This window comes from Kribbella sp. NBC_00662 (assembly GCF_041430295.1).
In the GTDB taxonomy this organism is placed as follows: Bacteria; Actinomycetota; Actinomycetes; order Propionibacteriales; family Kribbellaceae; genus Kribbella.
Genome location: NZ_CP109029.1, coordinates 921422 through 943820 on the forward strand (window position 1 = coordinate 921422; position 22399 = coordinate 943820).

22 protein-coding genes are annotated in these 22399 nt (G+C 68.7%); 8 read left to right on the forward strand and 14 right to left on the reverse strand.

Annotation, left to right across the window (positions count from 1 at the left end):
* Nucleotides 1-2: 2 nt before the first annotated feature.
* A complete protein-coding gene (locus OHA10_RS04675; RefSeq protein WP_371404949.1) occupies nucleotides 3-1559 on the reverse strand; it encodes an MFS transporter in 1557 nt (518 codons plus the stop codon).
* Nucleotides 1560-1661: 102 nt separating this feature from the next.
* Between OHA10_RS04675 and OHA10_RS04680 the strand changes: the two genes are divergently transcribed.
* Entirely contained in the window at nucleotides 1662-2387 is a 726-nt protein-coding gene (locus tag OHA10_RS04680) for a TetR/AcrR family transcriptional regulator (RefSeq protein WP_371404950.1), read from the forward strand.
* Between the two features lie 3 nt (nucleotides 2388-2390).
* Here OHA10_RS04680 and OHA10_RS04685 read toward each other — a convergent pair whose 3' ends face one another.
* Nucleotides 2391-2774 carry a cold-shock protein gene (locus OHA10_RS04685; protein ID WP_130441062.1) on the reverse strand — a complete coding sequence of 128 codons (384 nt, stop codon included), beginning with the start codon at nucleotides 2772-2774 and terminating at the stop codon, nucleotides 2391-2393.
* A gap of 126 nt (nucleotides 2775-2900) precedes the next feature.
* Nucleotides 2901-4376, reverse strand: coding sequence for an ATP-dependent sacrificial sulfur transferase LarE (larE, locus tag OHA10_RS04690; protein ID WP_371404951.1), 1476 nt, complete (start codon nucleotides 4374-4376; stop codon nucleotides 2901-2903).
* 112 nt (nucleotides 4377-4488) lie between these two features.
* On the opposite strand from larE, the gene OHA10_RS04695 reads away from it, so the two are divergent.
* The 3 genes from OHA10_RS04695 to OHA10_RS04705 are packed head-to-tail and all read left to right on the forward strand — an operon-like array spanning nucleotide 4489 to nucleotide 7011.
* Nucleotides 4489-5418, forward strand: a complete 930-nt coding sequence (locus tag OHA10_RS04695) for a TauD/TfdA dioxygenase family protein (RefSeq protein ID WP_371404952.1) — start codon at nucleotides 4489-4491, stop codon at nucleotides 5416-5418.
* Between the two features lie 55 nt (nucleotides 5419-5473).
* Nucleotides 5474-6067, forward strand: a complete 594-nt coding sequence (locus OHA10_RS04700; RefSeq protein ID WP_371404953.1) for a TetR family transcriptional regulator — start codon at nucleotides 5474-5476, stop codon at nucleotides 6065-6067.
* A complete protein-coding gene (locus OHA10_RS04705; RefSeq protein ID WP_371404954.1) occupies nucleotides 6064-7011 on the forward strand; it encodes a R2-like ligand-binding oxidase in 948 nt (315 codons plus the stop codon). Before OHA10_RS04700 ends, OHA10_RS04705 begins: the two co-directional genes overlap by 4 nt.
* On the opposite strand, the gene OHA10_RS04710 is transcribed toward OHA10_RS04705, so the two are convergent.
* A complete protein-coding gene (locus OHA10_RS04710; protein WP_371404955.1) occupies nucleotides 6985-8142 on the reverse strand; it encodes an MFS transporter in 1158 nt (385 codons plus the stop codon). The genes OHA10_RS04705 and OHA10_RS04710 overlap by 27 nt on opposite strands.
* Before the next feature lie 88 nt (nucleotides 8143-8230).
* On the opposite strand from OHA10_RS04710, the gene OHA10_RS04715 reads away from it, so the two are divergent.
* Both OHA10_RS04715 and OHA10_RS04720 read left to right on the forward strand, forming a co-directional pair.
* Entirely contained in the window at nucleotides 8231-9115 is an 885-nt protein-coding gene (locus OHA10_RS04715) for a LysR family transcriptional regulator (RefSeq protein ID WP_371404956.1), read from the forward strand.
* Nucleotides 9116-9158: 43 nt separating this feature from the next.
* Nucleotides 9159-9638, forward strand: a complete 480-nt coding sequence (locus OHA10_RS04720) for a GtrA family protein (RefSeq protein WP_371404957.1) — start codon at nucleotides 9159-9161, stop codon at nucleotides 9636-9638.
* On the opposite strand, the gene OHA10_RS04725 is transcribed toward OHA10_RS04720, so the two are convergent.
* From OHA10_RS04725 to OHA10_RS04765, 9 genes are all read right to left on the reverse strand, one after another.
* Nucleotides 9587-10732, reverse strand: coding sequence for an MSMEG_0565 family glycosyltransferase (locus tag OHA10_RS04725; RefSeq protein ID WP_371404958.1), 1146 nt, complete (start codon nucleotides 10730-10732; stop codon nucleotides 9587-9589). The two genes, OHA10_RS04720 and OHA10_RS04725, sit on opposite strands and share 52 nt — an antisense overlap.
* Nucleotides 10732-11550 carry a carbon-nitrogen hydrolase family protein gene (locus OHA10_RS04730; RefSeq protein WP_371404959.1) on the reverse strand — a complete coding sequence of 273 codons (819 nt, stop codon included), beginning with the start codon at nucleotides 11548-11550 and terminating at the stop codon, nucleotides 10732-10734. Before OHA10_RS04730 ends, OHA10_RS04725 begins: the two co-directional genes overlap by 1 nt.
* Nucleotides 11541-12368, reverse strand: a complete 828-nt coding sequence (locus OHA10_RS04735; RefSeq protein ID WP_371404960.1) for a carbon-nitrogen hydrolase family protein — start codon at nucleotides 12366-12368, stop codon at nucleotides 11541-11543. Before OHA10_RS04735 ends, OHA10_RS04730 begins: the two co-directional genes overlap by 10 nt.
* Complete coding sequence (locus tag OHA10_RS04740; RefSeq protein ID WP_371404961.1) at nucleotides 12365-13807, reverse strand: MSMEG_0567/sll0787 family protein; 1443 nt, start codon at nucleotides 13805-13807, stop codon at nucleotides 12365-12367. Before OHA10_RS04740 ends, OHA10_RS04735 begins: the two co-directional genes overlap by 4 nt.
* Nucleotides 13777-14847 carry an MSMEG_0568 family radical SAM protein gene (locus tag OHA10_RS04745; protein ID WP_371404962.1) on the reverse strand — a complete coding sequence of 357 codons (1071 nt, stop codon included), beginning with the start codon at nucleotides 14845-14847 and terminating at the stop codon, nucleotides 13777-13779. Before OHA10_RS04745 ends, OHA10_RS04740 begins: the two co-directional genes overlap by 31 nt.
* A gap of 10 nt (nucleotides 14848-14857) precedes the next feature.
* Nucleotides 14858-15379 (reverse strand): MSMEG_0572/Sll0783 family nitrogen starvation response protein, encoded by a 522-nt coding sequence (locus tag OHA10_RS04750; protein ID WP_131286158.1) that lies wholly within the window; start codon nucleotides 15377-15379, stop codon nucleotides 14858-14860.
* 15 nt (nucleotides 15380-15394) lie between these two features.
* The gene (locus OHA10_RS04755; protein ID WP_371404963.1) at nucleotides 15395-16213 is read right to left on the reverse strand and encodes an amidohydrolase family protein; all 819 of its coding nucleotides are present in this window, start codon (nucleotides 16211-16213) and stop codon (nucleotides 15395-15397) included.
* Between the two features lies 1 nt (nucleotide 16214).
* Complete coding sequence (locus OHA10_RS04760; protein WP_371404964.1) at nucleotides 16215-17471, reverse strand: MSMEG_0569 family flavin-dependent oxidoreductase; 1257 nt, start codon at nucleotides 17469-17471, stop codon at nucleotides 16215-16217.
* Nucleotides 17472-17600: 129 nt separating this feature from the next.
* Nucleotides 17601-18026, reverse strand: a complete 426-nt coding sequence (locus OHA10_RS04765; RefSeq protein ID WP_371404965.1) for a winged helix-turn-helix transcriptional regulator — start codon at nucleotides 18024-18026, stop codon at nucleotides 17601-17603.
* A gap of 50 nt (nucleotides 18027-18076) precedes the next feature.
* Here OHA10_RS04765 and OHA10_RS04770 point away from each other — a divergent pair, with 50 nt between their 5' ends.
* Nucleotides 18077-19231 (forward strand): MFS transporter, encoded by a 1155-nt coding sequence (locus OHA10_RS04770; protein ID WP_371404966.1) that lies wholly within the window; start codon nucleotides 18077-18079, stop codon nucleotides 19229-19231.
* Here the strand turns inward: OHA10_RS04770 and OHA10_RS04775 are convergent.
* The gene (locus tag OHA10_RS04775; RefSeq protein ID WP_371404967.1) at nucleotides 19167-20789 is read right to left on the reverse strand and encodes an AMP-binding protein; all 1623 of its coding nucleotides are present in this window, start codon (nucleotides 20787-20789) and stop codon (nucleotides 19167-19169) included. The genes OHA10_RS04770 and OHA10_RS04775 overlap by 65 nt on opposite strands.
* A 152-nt stretch (nucleotides 20790-20941) precedes the next feature.
* Here OHA10_RS04775 and OHA10_RS04780 point away from each other — a divergent pair, with 152 nt between their 5' ends.
* Nucleotides 20942-22399, forward strand: coding sequence for a restriction endonuclease (locus OHA10_RS04780; RefSeq protein WP_371404968.1), 1458 nt, complete (start codon nucleotides 20942-20944; stop codon nucleotides 22397-22399).

Consider the following 22399-nt stretch of genomic DNA (forward strand, 5'->3'; position numbering starts at 1 on the left):
GGTCAGAGGGACGGGGCTAGGTCTGCCTCCTCAACGGCTGGTTCGGGGGTTTGGGTGGGGGTTGCGTGGGTGGTGTTGCGGAGGGTGAGGGTGGCGGTTATCGCGGTGGCCAGGAGGAGGAGGGTGCCGACGACGGCGACCACGTTCATGCTGTGGGTGAAGGCGTGGCGGGCGGTGGTGAGGGCGGTGTCGGCTAGTTGAGCCGGGAGGTGCGCTGCGGCGGCAGTTGCGGCCGGGAGGCCCTCACGGACGGGGGCTGCGACGCCGGCGGGCAGTGAGGACGGGAGGTCGGAGCGGTACGCCGCAGTGCCGATCGAGCCGAGGATTGCGATCCCGAGCGCGCCGCCGAACTCCGAACAGGTCTCCATCACCGCGGACGCCGAGCCGGCGCGCTCCGGGGCGACCGAGCCCACGACAGCCTCGGTGACCAGAGTCATCACCATCACCAGACCGGCGGCCAGCAGACCCGCACCGGCCAGCGGCACTGCGAGCGACGAGTCGACGTGCACCTGGGTGAGTACGGCGTACCCGGAGGCCGCGAGCACGAACGCTCCACCGATCACGTACGCCCGATCCATCTTGTTCGCCAGCGCAGTGGCGAGCGGAGCCGCCCCACCGACCAGCACCGACGGAGCCAGCGACCACAGCGCCGCCTTCAGCGGGCTGAGCCCGTGCACCAACTGCAGGTACTGAGTCAGGAACACCGCGTTCCCCACCAGCGCCAGAGTCCCGATGGTGTTGGCCGCCAGCGACCCGCTGAACGCCCGGTTCCGGAACATCGACAGGTCGACCATCGGGTACGCCGCGGTCCGCTGCCGCTGCACGAACAGCACCCCGAAGACCAGCCCGGCCACGATCGCCACCACCGGCAGCGGCGACGCCCCGTTGGCCGCGATCTCCTTGATCCCCCAGATGACTGGAAGCACGGCGGCCAGTGACAGCACCGAACCCAGCAGGTCGAACCGTCCACCAGCAGGGGTCTTGAACTCGGGAAGCAGGATCGGCGCGAGGACCAGCAGCAGGATCATCGCCGGGGTGTTGATCAGGAACACCGATCCCCACCAGAAGTGCTCCAGCAGGAACCCGCCGAGCACCGGCCCGAGTGTGATCCCGCCCATCATCACCGCGCTCCAGAACGCGATCGCCTTCGACCGCTGCTTCGGGTCGTGGAACATGTTCCGGATCAGCGCCAGGGTCGACGGCATCAGGGTCGCACCGCCGATGCCGAGGATCGCGCGGGCCGCGATCAGCTGCTCGGGGTTCTGCGCGTACGCCGCCGCGACGGAGGCGAGCCCGAAGCCGACCGCGCCGAAGATCAGCAGCCGGCGCCGGCCGATCCGGTCGCCGAGCGAGCCCATGGTGATCAACAGGCCGGCCAGCACGAACCCGTAGATGTCGAAGATCCACAGCTGCTCGGTCGCCGACACGCCGAGGTCCGCGCTGATGAACGGGACCGCGAAGTACAGCACCGAGACGTCCATCGAGACCAGCAGCAACGGCAGCGCGAGCACGCCGAGCGCGATCCATTCCTTGCGTCCCGCGAGGTCCGGCTTACTCATGACGCCCCTCCGAAGATCTATCTGTTTATGCCGCACACTGTGTGCGCCATACACAGACCATACACAAGACTGTCTATGCTGTAAACAGATACACTCACCAGCATGGAAGAGGACGAACTGCCGCGGGTGCTTCAGCAGCTCTGGGGGATCGAGGGGCGGAGCCGGCCGGGGCCGAAGCCGGCGTTCCAGGTGCGGGACATCGGGGACGCGGCGATCCGGCTCGCGGACGCGGGCGGGCTGGCCGCGGTGTCGATGAGCAAGGTCGCGGCCGAGCTCGGCGTCACCACGATGGCGCTCTACCGGTACGTCGAGGCGAAGGACGATCTGTACGTCGTGATGCTCGACCAGGCGTTCGGGCTACCGCCGGAGGTGAGCGAGGCGGCCGACTGGCGCGAGCGGATCACCACCTGGGCAGAGGCGTTCCAGGCCGCGCTGCAGGAACACCCCTGGATCCTGCAGGTCCCGGAATTCGAGCCGCCGCTGTCACCGAACCAGCTGGTCTGGATGGAGACCGGCCTGAAGGCGTTCGAAGGTACGCCGTTGGAGCCGAACGACCGGATGTCCGCGATGCTGCTCGTGAACATCTTCGTTCGCGGCACGACCGGCCTCAGCGTGAACATGCTGAACATGCCGCCGGCAGAGGCCGTCGCAGCGGGCGAGCGCTACACCCGCAGGCTGCGGATGCTCGCGACCCCGGATCGCTTCCCGGCCATCGCGACGACCATGGACGGGCCGCAGGACTTCATCGACAACGACCCGACCGAGTTCCGGTTCGGTCTGACCACGGTCCTCGACGGGATCCAGTCGTTGATCAGCCGGCGCGGCTGACCGTCAGAAGTCGAGCTTGTCGGCGACGCCGCGCAGTACCGTCGCCACCTGCTTGGCGGACTTGTTGTCGGGCTGGCGGCCGCGGCGGTAGTTCTCGCCGATCCGGTCGAGGAGTTTGATCAGGTCCTCGATCACGACCTGCATCTCCTCCGGCTTCGGCCGCATCGCCTTCGCCACCGAGGGCGGCGGGTCGATCAGCCGGACCTGCAGGGCCTGCTCGCCCTTGCGTCCCTCGACGACGCCGAACTCGACCTTCTGCCCGGGCTTCAGGTTGGTGACACCGGCCGGCAAGGCCTCGGCGCGGACATATACGTCCCCGCCCTCCTCCTTGCTGAGGAAACCGAACCCCTTGTCGGAGTCGTACCACTTCACCTTGCCAACGGGCACGGGAACCTCTTCATCAGTATCGTCGGAAGCGATCGAGCCGTGAGGCCCGATCAGGAAACCCAGCGTACGTGACGCGGCGCAACCGCGCCTCCGGGAAACTACCTGATCCGGCAGTCTTCCCGCACCTCACAAACTCCGATACTTTTCGGGATCCGCCAGCCGCTCGTTCATCGACCCGGACCGGAATCCGCGCGGGTCCACCTGCGCCGCCGCGAACCCTTCGGCCATGACCGCATCGACCAGCTCCTGATGGTCGACGCGATCGAGCAGCTCGGCATCGATCTCGATCGAAGCGTTCTCGCCGAGATCACGGACGCGCACGTTCTGCACGTCGTACGACGCGAGCCGCGCGCGGACCGTCTGCTCGGCCCGATCGACCCGGGCGAGCAGGTTCGGGGTGATGCGGATGCCGTACGCGATCCGGCTGGACAGGCAGGCCGCGGCCGGCTTGTCCGAGGTCTCGAGTCCCCAGCTGCGCGACGCCGTACGGATCTGCGCCTTGGTCAGCCGCGCGTCCCGCAGCGGTGTCAGCGCGCCGCGCTCGAACGCGGCGCGGATACCCGGCCGGAAGCCGGCGATCGCGTCGTCGGCGTTCGTCCCGGTGGCGATCGCGGTGATGCCGAACTCGTCCGCGATCGGCTGCAGCGTCTCGATCAGCTCGGCCTTGCAGAAGTAGCACCGGGCACCCGAGTTGGCCTGGTACCCCTCGCGGTCCATCTCGTGCGTGTGCGGGGTGACATGCCGTACGCCGATGGTGTCGGCGAACTGCGCCGCCGGCTCCAGCTCGTCCGCCGGAAGCGAGGGCGAGATCGCGGTCGCCGCGACGACGTTGGCCGGCCCGATCGCGCGCGCCGCGGCCGCGAGCAGGAACGCCGAGTCGGCGCCGCCGCTGAACGCGACGACCATCTTGTCGTACGACGACAGCCGCTTCATCAACGCTTCCAGCCGCTGCTCGAGCACGTACTCCTCGAGCCAGGCCGGGAACTCGGTCAGGTCGTTCAGTACGACGTCGGCGCCGTACGCCCGCAGCTCGTCCGCGGTGAAGGGACCGGTCGCGACCGATACCGCCAGCGCTCCCGCCGCGTGCGCCCCGTCGATGTCGGCGGTGTGATCGCCGACGTAGATCGTGGCCTCGTGCTCGCGCAGCGCCGTGCCCTTCTCGGCTCCGTGCAGGTCACCGACCGGCTCGTCGATGTCGAACCCGAGATGCTCCAGGTGCAGCCGGACCGACGGCGTGTACTTCGCGGACACGACCATCGTCCGCCCACGCAGCGCCCGGATCGCGGCCAAGGACTCGGCCACGCCGGGCAACGGCAGGCTGCCGGTGATCGCGTGCGTCGGATAAAGCTCCCGGTACCGCGCGATCAGCGGCTCGACCTGCTCCGGCGGGAACCAGTTCGCCATCTCCCAGGTCAGGGGCGGCCCGAGCCGGCTCACCACCAGGTCGGTGTCGATCGGCACACCGGTCTCGGCGGCCAGCAGATCCCAGACTGCCTGGATCCCCGGCCGGGAGTCGATCAGCGTCATGTCCAGGTCGAATCCGACCACGAGCTCCGGCACATCGGCGGCGGTCGGGGCGGGCTGGATCTCGGCGGTTGACACGTCCCCAACCCTACGTGCTCCCGCCGGCCGAGGGGTCTCGCATCCCGAAACGGCCGATAAGTCTACTAATCCAGTCGGATTATGGATGATAACCGACCGTGAGGGAGCAATCATGACCACGCAACTGCAGGCACCGGAGATCACCGTCACGAAGGCCGGCGGCGCGCTCGGCGCGGTGATCGGCAACGTCCGGCTCGGCGGCGAACTGGCGCCCGAGACGGTGGCCGCGATCCGGCAGGCGCTGCTCGACCACAAGGTGATCTTCTTCCGCGAGCAGCACCACCTCGACGACGCCGGCCAACTGGCCTTCGCCCGCCTGCTCGGTACGCCGACGCTCGCGCACCCGACATCGAAGAGCCTCGAGGGTGCCGCGAACGTGCTGCCGATCGACTCCGACTACAGCAAGGCGAACAGCTGGCACACCGACGTCACGTTCGTCGACCGGATCCCCGCGATCAGCCTGCTCCGGGCCGTCACGCTGCCCGCGTACGGCGGCGCGACGAGCTGGGCCAACACGGTTGCGGCGTACGCGAAGCTGCCGCAGGCCTTGCAGGCGCTGGCCGACCGGCTGTGGGCGGTGCACAGCAACGTGTACGACTACGCCGGCCATGCGGACGAGAGCCGGATCGGCGGGGTCGACGTGAAGTTCGAGGAGCACCACAAGCAGTTCGAGTCCAAGCGCTTCGAGACCGAACATCCGGTGGTCCGCGTCCACCCGGAGACCGGCGAGCGGTCACTCGTGCTCGGCCATTTCGTCCGGCGCTTCGTCGGGCTGACCAGCGCGGAGACGACCGCGTTGTTCCAGCTCCTGCAGAACCGGGTCACGAACCTCGACAACACGGTCCGCTGGCAGTGGCAGCCGGGCGACCTGGCGATCTGGGACAACCGCGCGACCCAGCACTTCGGCGTCGCCGACTACGACGACCAGCCCCGCCGGCTGCACCGGATCACGCTCGCCGGCGACGTCCCGGTCAGCGTCGACGGCGTCCGCAGTACGCCGCGAACGGGCGACGCGTCGCACTACTCGCCACTTGACAACTGAGGACACTCTGTCCGAGCACTTGACATCTGAGGTCGTTTTGTAAACCCTCGACCTCATGACCTCGTTTGCCGACCGCACCAAACGCCGGCTGCGCGACGAACTGCTCGACGCAGCCCGCGAGGCGGTCGTCGCAGGCGGGTACGACGGACTCCGGATGGCCGAGGTCGCACGCCGGACCGGGGTCTCGCGGCAGACCGTCTACAACGAGTTCGGCGACAAATGGGGGCTGCTCGAAGCGGTCGCGGCCCGTGAGACCGAACGGTTCCTGCTGGATGTGAACGCGGCGCTCGCCGAGCAGCCCGATCCGATCAACGGTCTCCGGGCCGCGGTCGAGACGGCGCTCACGCTGGCCGCGGAGAACCCCTTGATCAGGGCGGCGCTGAGCCAGCCGGGATCCGACCAGGCCAGTCAGCTGCTGACCACACGGGGGCAGCAGGTGCTCGAACTGGCCCACCTCCGGCTGGGTGCCCACGTCAGGGAGCACTGGCCGGAGGTTCCCGCGGAGGACGCGACCAGCTGCGTGGACGTCGCCTTGCGCGTCGTCATCAGCCACATCGTCACGCCGGGCCCTCCCCCGGCGGCGGTGGCCGATCAGCTGGCTCGCGTCCTCTCGCCGTTCTTGACCGAGTCCCGGAGGTTGCACGTATGAACGACCTGCACAGGCAAGGATTCACCTCGCTGAAGGCCGGTGGCCTCAACTGGGACGCGCTGCCGTTGCGCCTGTTCGACAAGGGCAACCGCAAGTTCTGGAACCCGCGCGACATCGACTTCAGTCAGGACGCGAAGGACTGGCAGGAGCTGAGCGCGGACGACAAGGACAACGCGTTGATGCTCTGCTCGCAGTTCATCGCGGGCGAGGAGGCGGTGACCGAGGACCTGCAGCCATTCCTGCAGGCGATGGCCGCCGAGGGCCGGTTCGGCGACGAGATGTACCTGACCCAGTTCTGCTTCGAGGAGGCCAAGCACACCGCGGTCTTCCGGCTCTGGCTGGACGCGGTCGGCGTCACCCAGGACCTGCACCACTACGTCGAGAACAACCCCGGGTACCGCGCGATCTTCTACGAGGCTCTCCCGGTCGCGCTGAAGTCGCTCGCCGACGACCCGTCGCCGGCCAACCAGGTCCGCGCGTCGGTCACGTACAACCACGTGGTGGAAGGGACTCTGGCCCTCACCGGCTACCACGCGTGGAACCTCCTGTGTACGGCGCGCGGCGTACTGCCCGGCATGCAGGAACTGATCCGCCGGATCGGCGACGACGAGCGCCGGCACATGGCCTGGGGCACGTTCACCTGCCGCCGGCACGTCGCCGCGGACGAGGGGAACTGGAAGGTCGTCACCGACACGATGGAGGAGCTCCTCCCGCACGCGCTGGTCCAGATCCAGTGGGCGATGGACAACACGGCGGCGCTCCCGCCGGAGATCAACCCGACCGCACTGATGACGTACGCCGGCGATCGCGCCACCCGTCGGCTCGGCGCGATCGAGTCGGCCGTCGGCGCCGACGTGGCTGGGATCGACCTCGACTACTCGCCCGAGAAGCTCGAGGACGACTTCGGTGACGAGGACTCAGCCGCGCTGGCGGCGGTTCGCTAGCAGTATCACCAGCGCCGCAGTCGCCAGTACTGCGGGAAGCCAGGTGACCGTGGTCGTACCGAGGTGGTCGGCGACCTGGCCGCCGGTGAAGGCGCCCAGTGCGATCGATCCGTTGTAGACCCCCACCAGAACAGCGGACGATGATTCGGGGGCACTGGGCGCCGCGGCGTGTCCCCAGGCTTGCGTGCTGACACTCGTTCCGCCGTACGCGAGGCCCCAGATCACCAGTAGAACAAGGGATCCGGCGACGGTGGTGCCGAGGGCGGGCATTGCGAGGGTCGCGACGGCGATACCGGATGCGATGACGGCGAGGGCGCGGTTCGGGTGGAGCGCGCCGGTGAGGAAGTTGCCGATGACACCGGCCACGCCGTACGCGAGCAGCAAGGTCCCGATCAGCGCCGGCCCGGTGTGCGGTTCGAGGAGCGGACGGACATAGGTGTACGCCGCGAAGTGGCCTGTCACGATCAGCGCCACGAGGACCAGGCCGAGGCGAACGTCCTTGATCTGAAGGACTTCTCGCACATCCGACAGCCGAACGGACCGCTCCGGGGCGAGGCTCGGGAGGAAGGCGGCAAGCGCGGCGGCGAGACCGAGTGAGAGCACGCCGACGCCGGCGAAGGCCCACCGCCAGCCGACAAGCTCACCGACGAAAGCACCGGCGGGAATCCCAAGCACAGAAGCGATTCCGATACCGCTGAAGATGAGTGACGTCGCCGGACCGGCCGCATGCTCGGGTACGACGCGACGCGCCAGGCCGACGGTCAGCAGCCAGACGCCTCCGATCGAGATACCCATCAACACCCGCGCCGCGATGAAGATCCAGTAGACCGGCGCGATCGCAGCGACGAATGCCGCGAACGCGAGCAGCACCATCAGCCCGCCCAGAACTCCGCGGCGATCCAGCCGCCCCAGAACGAGCGGGAGGATGGGCGCGGCCAAGGCGGAGACCACGCCTGTCGTGGTCAGGGCCAGGCCCGCGGTGCCTTCGGTGATGTGCAGCGATTCGCTCATCGGTGTGAGCAGACCGACAGGAAGCATCTCGGCCGTCACCACGGTGAACACGGTCGCCGACATGACTATCGATGCCGCCCAGCCTCGGGTCGCCACCTCGTCCGCGCAGATCGTCGTCATACCTCCAGTGAGCAGCCGCGAGGTACTGCGGAACAACGGCGATCTGGTCATGCTTGTATTAGCTGAGCTAATCGATCAGGGTGGAACCATGGCCGTCGAGATCCGCGAACTGGAGTGCTTCCTCGTGCTCGCGGACGAGCTCCACTTCGGCCGTACGGCGGAGCGCCTGTACCTCTCGCAGAGCCGGGTCAGCCAGCTGCTCCAGTCCCTCGAGCGCCGCATCGGTGGCCCGCTGTTCGAGCGCACGAGCCGCCGGGTTGCGCTGACTCCGCTCGGCAAGGAGTTCCTGACCTCGCTGCGACCGGCGTACGCGGCGCTGGAGCGGGTCGTCGCCGAGGCCCGCGAGTACGCCGGCAACGTGAAGGGCAAGCTCCGGATCGGTTTCCAGGGCGCCGCCAACGACACCGTCCTCGGCGCCGTGTCGGAGTTCCAGTCCCATCACCCGGACTGCTTGATCGACGTCTGTGAACTGCCGCTCAACGACCCCTTCGGCGCGGTACGCCGGGGTGCCGTCGACGCCGCCGTCGTCATGCTGCCGGTGGCCGAGGACGACCTCGTCCTCGGCCCGGTCTTCTCGCGACAGCAGCAGACTCTGACGGTCTGCTCGAGTCACCCGCTCGCCTCGCGGACGTCGATCGACGCGGAGGAGTTGGCCGAAGAGACGCTGATCGCGATCGCGGGACCCGCGCCCGGGTATTGGCGGCAGGCGCAGGCGCCGACCCAGACACCGGCCGGCGCGCTGATCCACCGTGGTCCGGATGTCCGGACGTTGCAGGAAGGCCTGTCACTCATCGCCGCCGGGCGCGGCGGCATGCTCGTCTGCCGTCCCACCGCCGAGCGCAACCAGCGCTGGGACGGGATCGTCAGCATCCCGCTCACCGGCGTACCCGAGTCCGCCCTCGGCCTGGTCTGGCGCCGCGGCGAGGACACTCCCGCACTCAAGGCGTTCGCGGATCAGCTGCGCCGGAAGTAGCCCTCGGGCATCGGGGTTTGGTGCGGTTGGCAGACTGGGGCCTGTGACAACGGTGTTGACCCGCGCCGAGCGGCGGGGTGCGTCGTTCGCCGGCGCGATGGCAGCTGTGGTCCGCCGGTTGCCGTGGGGGTTGTCGCGATTGATCCCGGCCAGCCTGCTGGGTTTCGTGCTGATCAACGGGTTCACGTTCGGTGTGGATCTCGCGCTGCTGACCGCGCTGCGGTCGTGGGCGCGGTTGCCGCTGTGGCTGGCGATCACTCTCGCTTACGCCGCTGCGTTCGGGCTGAGTTACGTGCTCAACCGCACGCTGAACTTCCGCTCGCACGGGGAGGTCGGATCACAGGTCGCGAAGTACGTCGGCGTGATCGTGGTCAACTATCTGGTCTGGATCCTCGGGGTCGGCGCCGGGCTGGGCGCCCTCGGGGTCGAGTATCACCTCAGTCGCGTCATCGCAGGCGCCTGCGAGGGCGTCTACATGTACTGCGCGCTTCGGTGGTTCGTGTTCCGGAGCAGGAGCTCGTAGAGGTCCAGATGTGCTTCGGCGGCCGCCGTCCAGGTGTAGGTCGCGGCGATCCTTCGGCCGAGGTCGGCTCGGCTGTTGTCCGTCAGCGCGTGGCGTAGGGCGTTTGCGAGGGCGGCCGGACCGGTCGCGTAGGTGGCGGCGTCGCCGAAGATCCCGCGGAAGACCGGTAGGTCGGAGACGACGAGCGGGACACCGGCCGCCAGCGCTTCCAGCGGGGCGAGTCCGAACCCCTCCTTGATCGAAGGAAAGGCGAACGCCGCGGCGCCTGCGACCAGGCTCGGCAGGTCGGCGTCGTCAACCGGCCCGAGTACGACGGGCGCAACACCGAGCTCCGCGGCACGCTCATCCCAGGCCGCGCGGTAGGACCGGTAGTCGAAAAGCGTCTCACCACCAGCGATCACCAGCTTCAGCTCCCGCTCACCGAACCCGCCGACCGCGCCCGCCTCCGTCGACGTCAGGCGGGCATACGCCTCGAGTAGTTCGAGGGAGCCCTTGCGGGGCTCGATGCCGCCGACTGTCAGCACGTATCGACCCAGCTGCCGGCGCCACCGGTCTCGCCTGGTTGCGGCGGCCGGGGCGTCTGACGCGGCTGCGGCGAAGCGGGTGGCGTCCACGCCGTTCGGGATGACTGTTGCCTTGAGCCCCCAACCGGACAGCAGCTCATCGGCGACCGCCGCGGACACGCAGACGTGAGCGTACGGGTCGACGATCGCGCGTTCATGACAGGCCGCGAGCTCCGGCGTGGTGAAGTGATCGAGGTGATGCACGGTCCGAATACACCGGCCGGCCGCGTTCGCGCTGATGCAGTCCTGCGCGTGCACGACGTCGTACTGCGATCCGTCGAAGGCATCCCGCAGTACAGCGATCGACCGGAGAATGCGCGCACCCACGCCCTCACCAGGACGGTCGGGGAACGGGACGAGCGACAACCGGACCCGCGGGTCGACGGGACGGAAGAAGCCCTCGTCCCCACCCCGTGCGAGCGACCAGACCGTCACGTCGGCCCCGGCGGCTGCCAGCGCTTCGGCCAGATAGAGCGTGTGCACGACGCCGCCGCGCGGTTTGGTCGAGTAGCTGAGAAGTGCGATCCGCATCAGTACACCTCCGGACGCCGCTCGCCGAGATGATGCAGCACCCGGCGAGCGGTCTCGATCTCGGCCCGTACGTCGACCTCCGCGATCGCGATCCCGGCCTTCGACCACGTCCGGGCGACGATGTCCCCGCCCGGCCCGACCACCTTGGACTGACCGAGGAACCGCAGCCCGCCGATCGAGCCGGTCAGGTTGGAGGAGACCAGCACGACCTGGTTCTCGGCCGCCCGGGACCGGTCGTAGAGGTCGAACAGCCGGGACTGGCGGTCCTCGTTCATCCGGGCGGCCCGGTTGGTGATGCTGGTCGGCCAGGCACACAGGCAGGCGATCACGTCGGCGCCGTCGACGGCGAGCGCCCGGGCCGCCTCCGGGAACGTCTTGTCGTAATCGATCATCATCCCGAGCCGGCCGACCGGGGTGTCGAACCCGGTGAACTCGTTGCCTGCGGCATAGATCGCGCGTTCGCCCGGCGGCTGGTGCACCTTGCGATGCCGGCCGAGCACGCCGTCACCGGTGACACACAGCGCGGTGTTGTAGCGGTCCGGCCCGTCCGCCTCGCAGAAGCCGAAGCAGACCACCATCTCGCCGGCCATCGCGATCACCTTGGAGATCAGTGGATCGTCGAGGGCGAGCGCGGGCGGGAGATCGTCGAGCGCCGGATTGCTCAGATTGTTCAGGTATCCGCCGAGGACCGCGTCAGGCAGCACGAGCAACCCGACCTCCTCCCGGCGGCCGTGCCGGATCAGCGCCTCGACCCGGGACAGATCGAACTCCAGGTCCCGGGTGAATCCCGCCGCAACCGCTCCGATCCTCAGACCCATGCCAGCTCGTACGCCTCCGGCCGCCGGTCCCGGAGGTGTCCCATCGACCGGCGGGCCAGCTCCAGCGCCTGCTCGACGTCCAGCTCGGCGATCGCCATGCCCTCGGTCACCCCGGTGTCGGCGAGGATCTCGCCGCCGGGATCGACCACCTTCGCGCTCGCCACGAACCGCAGCGAGCCGAACGTGCCGGACTGGTTCGCCGACACCCAGACCACCTGGTTCTCCAGCGCCCTGGCCCGGTCGAACAGGTCGAACCGCCGCTTCCAGCGGTCCTTCGCGAGATCAGGGTCCGGGTTCGTCCGCGCACCCGGCCAGGCCGACACGCAGACGATGATCTGCGCACCGTCCAGGGCGAGCGTCCGCGCCGCCTCCGGGAACGCCTTGTCGTAACAGATCATCAGACCGAGCCGCCCGACCGGAGTGTCGAACGCCTCGAACCGATCGCCGGCCGCGAAGTGCGCGTCCTCGTGCAACGGCTGGTGCACCTTGCGGTGATGTCCGAGTACGCCGTCACCGGTCACGCAGACCGCGCTGTTGTAGATCAGTCCGTCCACTGCCTCGGCGTACCCGGCGGTGACGACCAGGTCGCCGGCCAGCCGGGCGAGCCGACGGATCTCGGGGCTGTCGACGGTGAAGGCCGGCGGCGGCTCCGCCGTACCGTCCAGGCTGAGCAGGTAGCCGCCGAGGGCGCCTTCGGGAAGCGCGAGCAGCTTCACGCCGGCCTCGCGGGCCTGGGCGATCAACCGCTCCACCTGGGCGAAGTCGGCTTCGAGATCGCGGTTGAAGTTCGCGGCCACGGCCGCCATCTTGAGCGTCATGCTGCTCCCATCCCGGTCACGCCGGCGGCCAGCGCCTCGGTGACCTCGCCGTCCGGCCAGCGCAGTACGACGCCTTGTCCGGTGGTCAGCTCGCCGCACACGGCTGTGGTCGCCGGGCCTGCGTCGAGTGGACCGGTGGTGAGCATCGCGAAGCCGGGGAAGCAGGTGAGCCAGTCCCCCATCGATGCCGACTCCGGCTTCGGTACGGCGGCGACGTCCAGGACCGCCGCGCACCCGGAGGCCTCGGCGAGCATCCCGAGCGTGCCGACGACTCCGGCCATCGACACGTCCTTCGCCGCCGACGGCCGTGCTCGGCCGACCGCAGTCAACATCGCGCCCAGTTCCTCCGGCCCGCGATGGCTGGTCGAATCCCATTGCCGCCCGGCGTACCCGGGTCGCCAGCCACCGCCGAGGTCGGCCGTCAACCCGATCTGCTCACCCGGACGTCCGCCGCCACCTGCAACTGGATGGGCGGTCCGGCCGAAGGCGGTCACGCTCAGAGCCGCCGGCACGCCCAACTGCGTGTGCCCACCGAGAATCGGTACGCCGAAAGCCTCCGCCGCCCGCCTCAGCCCACGCATGACCCGCTCCGCGGCGGCCGCGTCCCGGGCACCGAGCGCATCCAGCAAACCAACGGGCACGGCGCCCATCGCGGCGAGATCGTTGACGTTCACCAGCACCGAACACCAGCCGGCCCATTCCGGATCCCGCTCGACCATCGCCGGGAGGATCGCGTCACACGCCGCGACGAGATCGCTGCCCGGGACCGGTGCACCGTCGTCACCGACGTACCCGGCCGGTCCGATCCCTTGCAGCAAAGGACCGAGCACACTCTTGGTCGCCGCCGCGAGCCGGGCAATCCGCCCGATCGGCCATCGCATCAACACATGAGGGGTGTTGGCAACCGTCACCGGCCGCACGCTCTCCCACCCCAACCGCTCGAAGAATCGCTGGGTGCCCAGCTGCACAGTCGCGTCGAACCGCAAAGCCCCCGCCGCTTCGGCACGAGCGCAGGCGGCCCGCACCAGAGCAGCTCCCACACCCGCCAGCCTGTTGGAGCTAGCGCCAGGCGCCGCAACTGGTCCTTGGGCGACGACCAGGCGGCCGCCTTGCCACCAGCCGATATCGGGGGTGGATGTTGCTGGGCCGAGGCGGACGCCGCCGATGACCGTGCCGTCGGGTGTGCGGGCGACCAGGACGATCGTTCGGGGGTCGTCGTCGTGGTCGTCAAGGTCGGTCTTGTCGAACAGGCCTTGGTGCTCGACGAAGGCCTCGTGGCGCAGGTGGTAGTAGGCGCGCCGGGCTGCGGCGTTCGCCTCCTCGATCAGGAAGGGTGGTGGTGGATCACCCAGGAGGGCGCGGACGTCGGCCGCTCGCATCACGCCGGCGGTCTGCACCACCGTCGTACTCATGAACCGGCCGCCGACAACAGGCTGCACGCACCACAGGCCGCGCAACCGGCGCCTTGATCCGCGCCGCGCATGTCAGCCTCCGCGAGCAGCGCGGCGACCCGTGCCGTCACGTCACGGACCACAGCGGGATCCGGCGCCGTCACCCCATCGGCGCGAGCAAGCGTCCCGAGCATCGGCCGCAGCGGTACCACGAACGGGTAGACCCCGCGCTCGATCAACCGCCCCGCTCCGGCCACCAGCTCGTCCGGGTTCTCCCCCATCCCGATGAGCAGGTACGTCGACACCCGGTTGCGTCCGAACACCCGGACAGCCTCGTCCCACGCCGCCTCGTACTCCGCGACGCTGACCGTCGACTTCCCAGGCATCCACTTCCGCCGTACGGCGTCGTCGAGCGACTCGATATGGATCCCGATCGACGTCGCCCCGGCGTCACGCAACTCGGTCAGCACGGACAAGTCGCCGGGCGGCTCGATCTGCACCTGGATCGGCAGTCCCGGTACGGCGGCCAGGACCGCCTTCACCGACCGGACCAGATTCCGCGCGCCCCGATCCCGCCCTGTCGTAGTTCCGGTCGTCATCACCATCTGCGTGACGCCGTCCAACCGGACCGCTGCCTCAGCCACCTCGGCCAGCTGGGCAGGGGTCTTCGCGGCGATCGTCGCTCCGGCCCGCAGCGACTCCTCGATCGAGCAGAACCGGCAGCGCGTGGTCTCGTCGTACCGGATGCAGGTCTGGACGACAGTCGTCGCGAGCACGTCCTTGCCGTGCAGCAAGGCGATCTGGCGGTACGGAACGCCGTCGGCCGTGGTCAGGTCGTAGAACCGCGGCCGGCGGACCGGCTCGACCGACAACCCGAGATCCAGCCCGTTGCGGAACACCGCCCCGTCGCGGACCTGATAGGGGCTATCAGCAACGATCGGGAGGGTGGCGTTGGCACCGTCGACGACCAGGTGCCCGTCGTCGCTCGGCCCGGCGCCCTTGCTGCGACGGACGGGTGCGTCCACCTGCACGCCGTACACGGCCATCTCGGCCCGGACGGCCAAGGCTTCCTCGGTGCCAACGCTCATGTGGACCGCCTCAGAACATGTAGGTCGAGTTGATGATGGCGCCCTTGCGGGCGTAGTGGATCAGCGCGTCCTGCACGTCCAGCGGGTGGGTCGGGATGACGCCCTCGATCAGGTCCTCCTCGCGGGCGCCGTGCAGTGACAGGCCGAACCGGCAGCAGTACACCTTGCCGCCCTCGGCGATGAATGTCTTCAGCGACTCGTTGATGTTGTGCTCGCCGGGGAAGGCCGAGTTGCCGGTGGTCGGGAATCCGCGGGTGGCCAGGCAGTTCAGCGATCCCGGACCGTAGAAGTAGATCGCGGACTCGAACCCCTTCCGCTGTGCCCGGGTCGCCTGCAGGATCGCGACGAAGCTCACCGAGGACTCGTGCGCGATGCCGTGCACGAGCGTGAAGTAGGTCTCGCCGTCCTCGGCCTGGTAGTCCGGGAACACCTTGGTGCCGCCGTAGATGCTGGAGCCCTGCGGCAGCGACGGGTGCGGGATCTCCTCCAGGCTCTTGGTCTCGAGCTCGGTCAGTTCGGCGGTTTCGGGCATGTCGTTGCTCCTTGATCAGTCGTACAGGTGGGAGAAGGTGCGGTGGAACACGTGGCCGGCGAGTTCGCCGTCGCCCATCGCGGCGCGCATCCGGGCGAGCTCGCCGGCGTGGTCGCCCCAGGGCTGGTCGCTGGCGAACAGCACCCGGTCGTGGCCGATGCCGCGGCGCTCGATCTCGGCGGCCAGCCAGCCCGGGGCGAAGCCGATCGCCCAGGACAGATCGGTGTAGACCTGCTTGCCCGTTTCGATCCAGTCGAAGAACCGGGAGCCGATCAGCTTGATGTGACCGCTCATCCCGCCGCCGAAGTGGACCAGATGCAGCGGCACGTCGTCGGCGTACGTCTCGACCAGGTGACCGATGTGGTCGATGTCGGACGCGGCGCCGGGCGAGGTGTGTACGTGGACGACGAGCCCATGCGTTCGAGCGGTCGCGAAGATCTCGTCCAGCTGCGGCCGGACGGCGTCGTCGGTCGGATGCCCGCCGAGCAGGAAGCTGAGCTTGAGCACCCGGACGCCGGGTTCCGCGGCGAGTGTGAGCGCCTTCGCGGTGAGCTCCGCGTCCTGCGGCCGGGGTGAGACCCACAGACCGGCCCTGATCCGGTCGTCCCGCGCAGCCGCCTCGACCACGAGCTCGTTGAACCCGAACGAGACAGCGACGTCCGGTACGCCGTAGTTGGGGATCACCAACGCCCGGTCCGTCCGCTCAGCGTCGAGGTCGGCGATCAGCTCGTCGATCGTCGCACGAGCGTTGACGTCGGGGTTGACCGGAGGCCCGCCGTAGAAGGGATAGGCCGGGAGTACGCCGAGATGGCGGTGGGCGTCGCAGACGTACATCTCAGGCCACCGTCCGATGCAGACCGGCGATCCAGTGCACGCCGGCCCGCTGCTCGACGATCCGTTCGGCGACGTACTGCGCGTCGTCCGCGACCCCGCCGAAGCGGCCCGAACCCCAGGTGTGCTGCCAGGGCAGACCGATGAAGTACAGGCCGGGGACGTTGGTCACGCCACGCCGGTGGGTCGGATAGCCCTGGCCGTCGAAGACCGGCACGCGGATCCACGAGTCGTCCCGCCGGAATCCGGTGCTCCAGACGACCGCCCCGATCCCTTGCAGGGAAAGCGTTTCTGGCACCGCGGTCGGTTGCCATACCGGCTTGTACCGCGCCTCCTCGGGTGCGTCGATCCGCTCGGCCGCGACGTACGCGTCGATCGAGTCCTTGATGCCTTCGGACACCGCGTCGGCGTGATCGAGGTTCTGCTTCAGGTCGTCCGCGAACCGCAGCGTGTCGCGGTCCGCGTCGATCAGGCGGCCGTAGAGCCGCATCCCTTCCAGGGCGAACTTCCGCAGGTCGATGTCCCGGCCGCCGTCGCGACCGGTGACGTAATGGTTCGCCCGCAGCCGGACCGCGTCCGCGTCGTCGAATTCCTCGATCCCCTTGCGGTAGTAGCCCATCCGGTCCAGCCAGGTGACCACGTCGAGCCCGCGGTAGAACCGCGCCACCCGCGGCGCGCTGCCGGTCGCCAGATGGACGGTCCGCCCGGCCAGGTGCAGGTCCTCGGCGATCTGGCAGCCGGACTGTCCGGTGCCGACCACGACGACATCACCGTCGGGAAGTTGCTCAGGACGCTTGTACTGCGAGGAATGCAGCTGCTCGACCGAGAGCCGCTCGGCCAGCCGAGGGATCCTCGGCGACTGGTACGGACCGGTTGCGACCACCACCTGCCCGGCCGTGATCGTCCCGGCCGTGGTGACGATGCGGAACCCGGCATCGAGCCGGATCGCGCGGACACCCTCGACGATCGGCACATCGAACGCCTGGCGGTAGTTCTCCAGGTAGTCCACGATCTCGTCACGGACCATGAAGCCGTCCGGGTCAGCGCCGTCGTACGGGAAGCCCGGTAGCCGGCATTGCCAGTTCGGGGTGACCAGGCAGAACGAGTCCCAGCGGCGGTTGCGCCACTCACTGCCGACGCGATCCGCCTCCAGAACAAGGTGATCCACGCCGTGCCGGCGCAACTGCCAACTGGTCGCGAGGCCTGCCTGGCCGCCGCCGATCACGACGACGGGGTGGTGCGCACCGTCGGTGAGTTGCATGCCGGCTCCCGGGGTCTCGGTCCGTCCTGGATGACTTCCAGTGAAGGACCGGCCGATTGCCCCACTGTTGCCCCCGGAACAAACTCAGGTTTCCAAATCGACGCCCGGTGTTTCGGGTGGGTAACCGCGTCAGGGGAGTTTGTGGACCTCGGTGTCGGCCGGACCGACCAGGCGACCGTCGGCCGCATGGACCTCCAGGACCTTCAACGGCTGTTGGTCACGACGGTCGAGAAGTTGTGAGTGCGGCTCGTCGGGGGCGAACGCGAACGTCTCACCCCACTGGCGGAGCGCGACGATCACCGGGAAGAGCGCCTCGCCCTTGGCGGTCAGCTCGTATCCGGTCGGCGCCTGCTCGAGGATTCCGTTGTCCACCAGCGCGCGAAGGCGGGCACTGAGGATGTTCTTCGCGACGCCCAGACTGCGCTGGAACTCGCCGAACCGCCGGCTGCCGTCGAACGCGTCCCGCACGATCAGCAGCGACCACCAGTCGCCGACCGCGTCCACCGACCGCGCGACCGGGCAACTTTCCTCGTCGAACCGGGTCCGCTTGACCATCACTCACCTCCTGGTTGCAACATGCTACCAATTTCTCCTACGGTAGCAACATGCAACCAAGTCAGCGCGTGTTCCTCGCGGTCGCGGCCGGGGTCGCGGTCTCGACCGTCTACGCCGCGCAGCCGCTACTGGTCACGATCGGCGCTGATCTCGAGATCGCGCCGGGCAGCGTCGGGCTGTTCGTCACCGTCACCCAACTCGGGTACGCCGCCGGCCTGTTCTTCCTGGTCCCGTTGGGGGATCTGCTCGACCGCCGACGCCTGATCCGCTGGCAGTTCTTGCTGCTGGCAATCGCGCTCCTGCTGACCGGGATCGCCCGGAACGCCACGATGCTGCTGGCCGGCCTGGCCGCGGTCGGCGCGCTCGCCGTCGTGACCCAGTCCCTCGTCGCGTACGGCGCCTCGCTGAGCGCACCGGCCGAGCGTGGCCGTGCCGTCGGCACGATCACTACCGGCATCGTCATCGGCATCCTGCTGAGCCGGACCGTGTCCGGCATCCTCACCGACCTCGTGGGGTGGCGAGCCGTCTACCTGGTCACGTGCGCGGCCTGCCTTGCAATCGGAAATTGCTTGCCCCACTCGGCTCCGCAGCCCAGGTCCAGCCTGACCTACGGCGCGCTCCTCCGCTCCACGATCGGGCTCTGGGGCGAGCCGTCGTTCCGCGAGAGCGCCGTACGTGCGTTCTTCATCTTCGGTGCGTTCAGCACGCTGTGGAGCTCGATCGCGCTGCCGTTGACTTCGGATTCGTTGTCGCACACCGAGATCGGCGCCTTCGGGCTGATCGGCGCGGCCGGTGCACTGGCAGCCGGTCCGGCCGGCCGATTGGCGGACCGGGGCCATGGGCAACTGGTCACGCTGATCGCTTCGGGACTGCTGGCAACGAGTTGGCTGGCGACGGCGCATGGCTTGGTGGGACTGGCGATCGGTGCGGTCCTGCTCGATCTCGCCGTGCAGGCCATTCACGTCACCAACCAGAGCAGCATTTATCGGCCGGAGCTCGGCAGCCGGCTGATCGGTGGCTACATGGTGTTCTACTCGCTGGGCAGCGGGCTGGGCGCGATCGCGTCGACCGCGCTCTACGAACGGGCCGGCTGGAACGCCGTCTGTCTGCTCGGCGCGGCCTTCGGCGTCGGCAGTGTGGTCACGTCAATCCGAGGAGCTCGACGGAGCGCTCGCGCATCTCGACCTTGCGTATCTTGCCCGTGACGGTCATCGGGAAGTCGTCGACCAGCAGCACGTACTTCGGGATCTTGAAGTGCGCGAGCTTGCCGGTGGCAAACGCCTTGATCGCTTCGGCGTCGAGCGGATCGGCGCCGGGCTTGAGCTTGATCCAGGCGCACAGCTCCTCGCCGTACCGCTCGTCCGGTACGCCGATCACCTGCACGTCGGCGATCGACGGGTGGGTGTAGAGGAACTCCTCGATCTCGCGGGGATAGACGTTCTCGCCGCCGCGGATGACCATGTCCTTGATCCGGCCGACGATGTTCACGTACCCGTCCTCGCGCATCGTCGCGAGATCGCCGGTGTGCATCCACCGGGCCTGGTCGATCGCTTCCGCGGTCTTCTCCGGCTCGTCCCAGTAGCCGAGCATCACGGAGTACCCGCGGGTGCACAGCTCACCTGGTTCGTTGCGCGGTACGACGAGACCCGTGGCCGGGTCGACGAGCTTCACCTCGACATGGGGCATGACGCGGCCGACGGTCGACGTACGGCGATCCAGATCGTCGTCGCGCCTGGTCTGCGTGGACACCGGCGACGTCTCGGTCATGCCGTAGCAGATCGCGACCTCGGCCATGTGCATGTCCGCGACACACCGCTTCATCACCTCGACGGGACAGGGCGATCCGGCCATCACGCCCGTCCGCAGGCTGGTCAGGTCGTACTCCGCGAAGTCCGGCAGACCGAGCTCCGCGATGAACATCGTCGGTACGCCGTACAGCCCCGTGCACCGCTCGTCCTGCACGGCTTTCAGCGTCGCGGCCGGATCGAACGCCGGGCCGGGGATCACCATGCAGGCGCCGTGAGTGGTGCAGCCCAGATTGCCCATCACCATGCCGAAGCAGTGATAGAAGGGCACCGGGATGCACAGCCGGTCGTCGGCGGTGAACGCGATCGTCTCGGTGACGAAGAAGCCGTTGTTGAGGATGTTGTGGTGGCTGAGCGTCGCGCCCTTCGGGAATCCCGTGGTCCCACTGGTGTACTGGATGTTGATCGGGTCGTCGAACGACAGCTCGGCCTCGCGCTGGTTGAGCTGGTCGACGGTGACCCGGCCGGCGTCGTCGCGGAGTGCATCCCAGTCGCCGGTGCCGAGGTAGACCGTTTCCTCGAGCGCGGGACACTTCGGCCGGACCTCGTCGACCATCTCGCGGTAGTTGCTGGTCTTGAACTCGGTCGCGGAGACAAGCATCCGGACGCCGGACTGGTTCAGCGCATAGGCCAGTTCGTGGGTCCGGTACGCCGGGTTGATGTTCACCAGGATCGCGCCCATCAACGCGGTCGCGTACTGCGTGATCGTCCACTCCGCCTGGTTCGGCGCCCAGATGCCGACCCGGTCGCCCTTCGCGATCCCCCGCGCCATCAGGCCACGCGCGACGAGTTCGACCTCCGCGCCGAACTCGTCGTACGTCCAGCGCCTTCCGGACTGGACCTCCACCAGCGCCTCGCGATCGCCGTACTCACTGATCGTCCGTCTCAGGTTGGCGCCGATCGTTTCACCCAGCAACGGGACCTCGGACACCCCGGACGCGTACGACGGAAGGCTCATCTGTCAATCGTCACCTCGCCCAGATGCCTCTGCAAGTGCACGTGCGGCAGGAAACAGGGGGTGGACGGCAAGCAATGTCCTCACCAACTCTGCGTCACAACGGTAGCGCTACGTGGTTGGACCGTTACATTAGTTGTGAGAGGTGTGAGGCGATGGACCGATCGATGGAAGGTCACGCCCGCAGCGACCGTCCGCCCGGACGTACCGCCGAGGCGGCGCAACGTACCGCTGCGGTACAGGAACGCGTCCAGGCCCTGGGCGGCATCCTGGCCGACGCGCTGGCTGTCGATGTCAACGGCACCGATCTGCAGACCCTCAAACGGGCTCCCCGGCGGGCTCCACCGACCGTGTCGCCGGCCGATCTCGAAACGCATCCCGGACCTGTCTGGGATGCGTTCGTGCCCCACCCCCCGATTCGCTGGTGGGGCGCCAAGCGGCGGTTCGCGCGGCGGCTCGCCGACGCCGAGGACCGATTCGCCGAGGCGATCGAGCGGCACCGGGCCGCCGAGGAGACCCGGCGCGAGCGGGTCGCCAAGGCGCTGCGGGAGCAGGTCGAGCACCAGCGCCGGCTCGACGAGGCGACCGCGGAACAGCATGCGCGGATCGACGCGTACGAGCGCGCGGTGGAGAACCGCGGCCGGGCGGCAGTGACGCGGTACTTCACCAAGGCGCTGGACCGGGTGCCGGAACCGCTGGACTTCCCCCGCCGGCGCAAGGTCGGGTACGTGCCCGAGTCGACACTGCTCGCGGTCGAGTGGGATCTCCCCGACGTCAGCGTGGTGCCGGCCGAGGCGTCGTACCGCTATGACCGCTCTCTCGACACGGTGCTCGCAGTACGTCGCGATCCTGTCGAATTGCGGCGGCTGTATCAGCAGCTGGTGGCCCAGTTGGCGTTGCGGGCCTTGCACCTGATCTTCGGCAGCGACCGGTACGGCGTGGTCGACACGGTCGTGTTCAACGGGATGGTGGAGTCGGTGGACCTCACCACCGGGCAGACCGTTCGGCCGTGCCTGATCACCTTGCGGGCAACGCGGGAGCAGTTCCAGGCGCTGGTGTTGGACCAGCTCGATCCGGTGGCCTGCGTACGTCACTACTTCGCCGCGGAGGTGTCACGGCATCCGGAAGAGCTGCAGCCGGTCGAGCCGGTGCTGGAGTTCGACCTGGCCGATCCACGCACCATCGAAGCGGTGGACGTGATCAGCGAGATCGACGCCCGCCCGAACCTGCTGGACCTGAGCCCCGAGTCCTTCGAGCACCTGGTGCACAACCTGCTCACCCGCATGGGCCTCGAGACCCGCCTGTTCCGCCGCGGCACGGACGGCGGCATCGACTGCGTCGCGTACGACCCCAGGCCGATCACCGGCGGCAAGTTCGTCGTACAGGCCAAGCTCTGGACCCGCACCGTCCCGCCGTCCGCCGTCCGCGACCTCTTCGGCACCGTGGTAGATGCCGGCGCCACCAAAGGCATCCTCATCACCACCTCCGGCTTCGGCCCCACCAGCTACCAGTTCGCCAACGGCAAACCCCTCCAACTGATAGACGGCACCGCCCTCCTCTCCCTCTGCCACCTCCACAACATCCCGGCCCGAATAATCCCCAGAGCGAGCTGA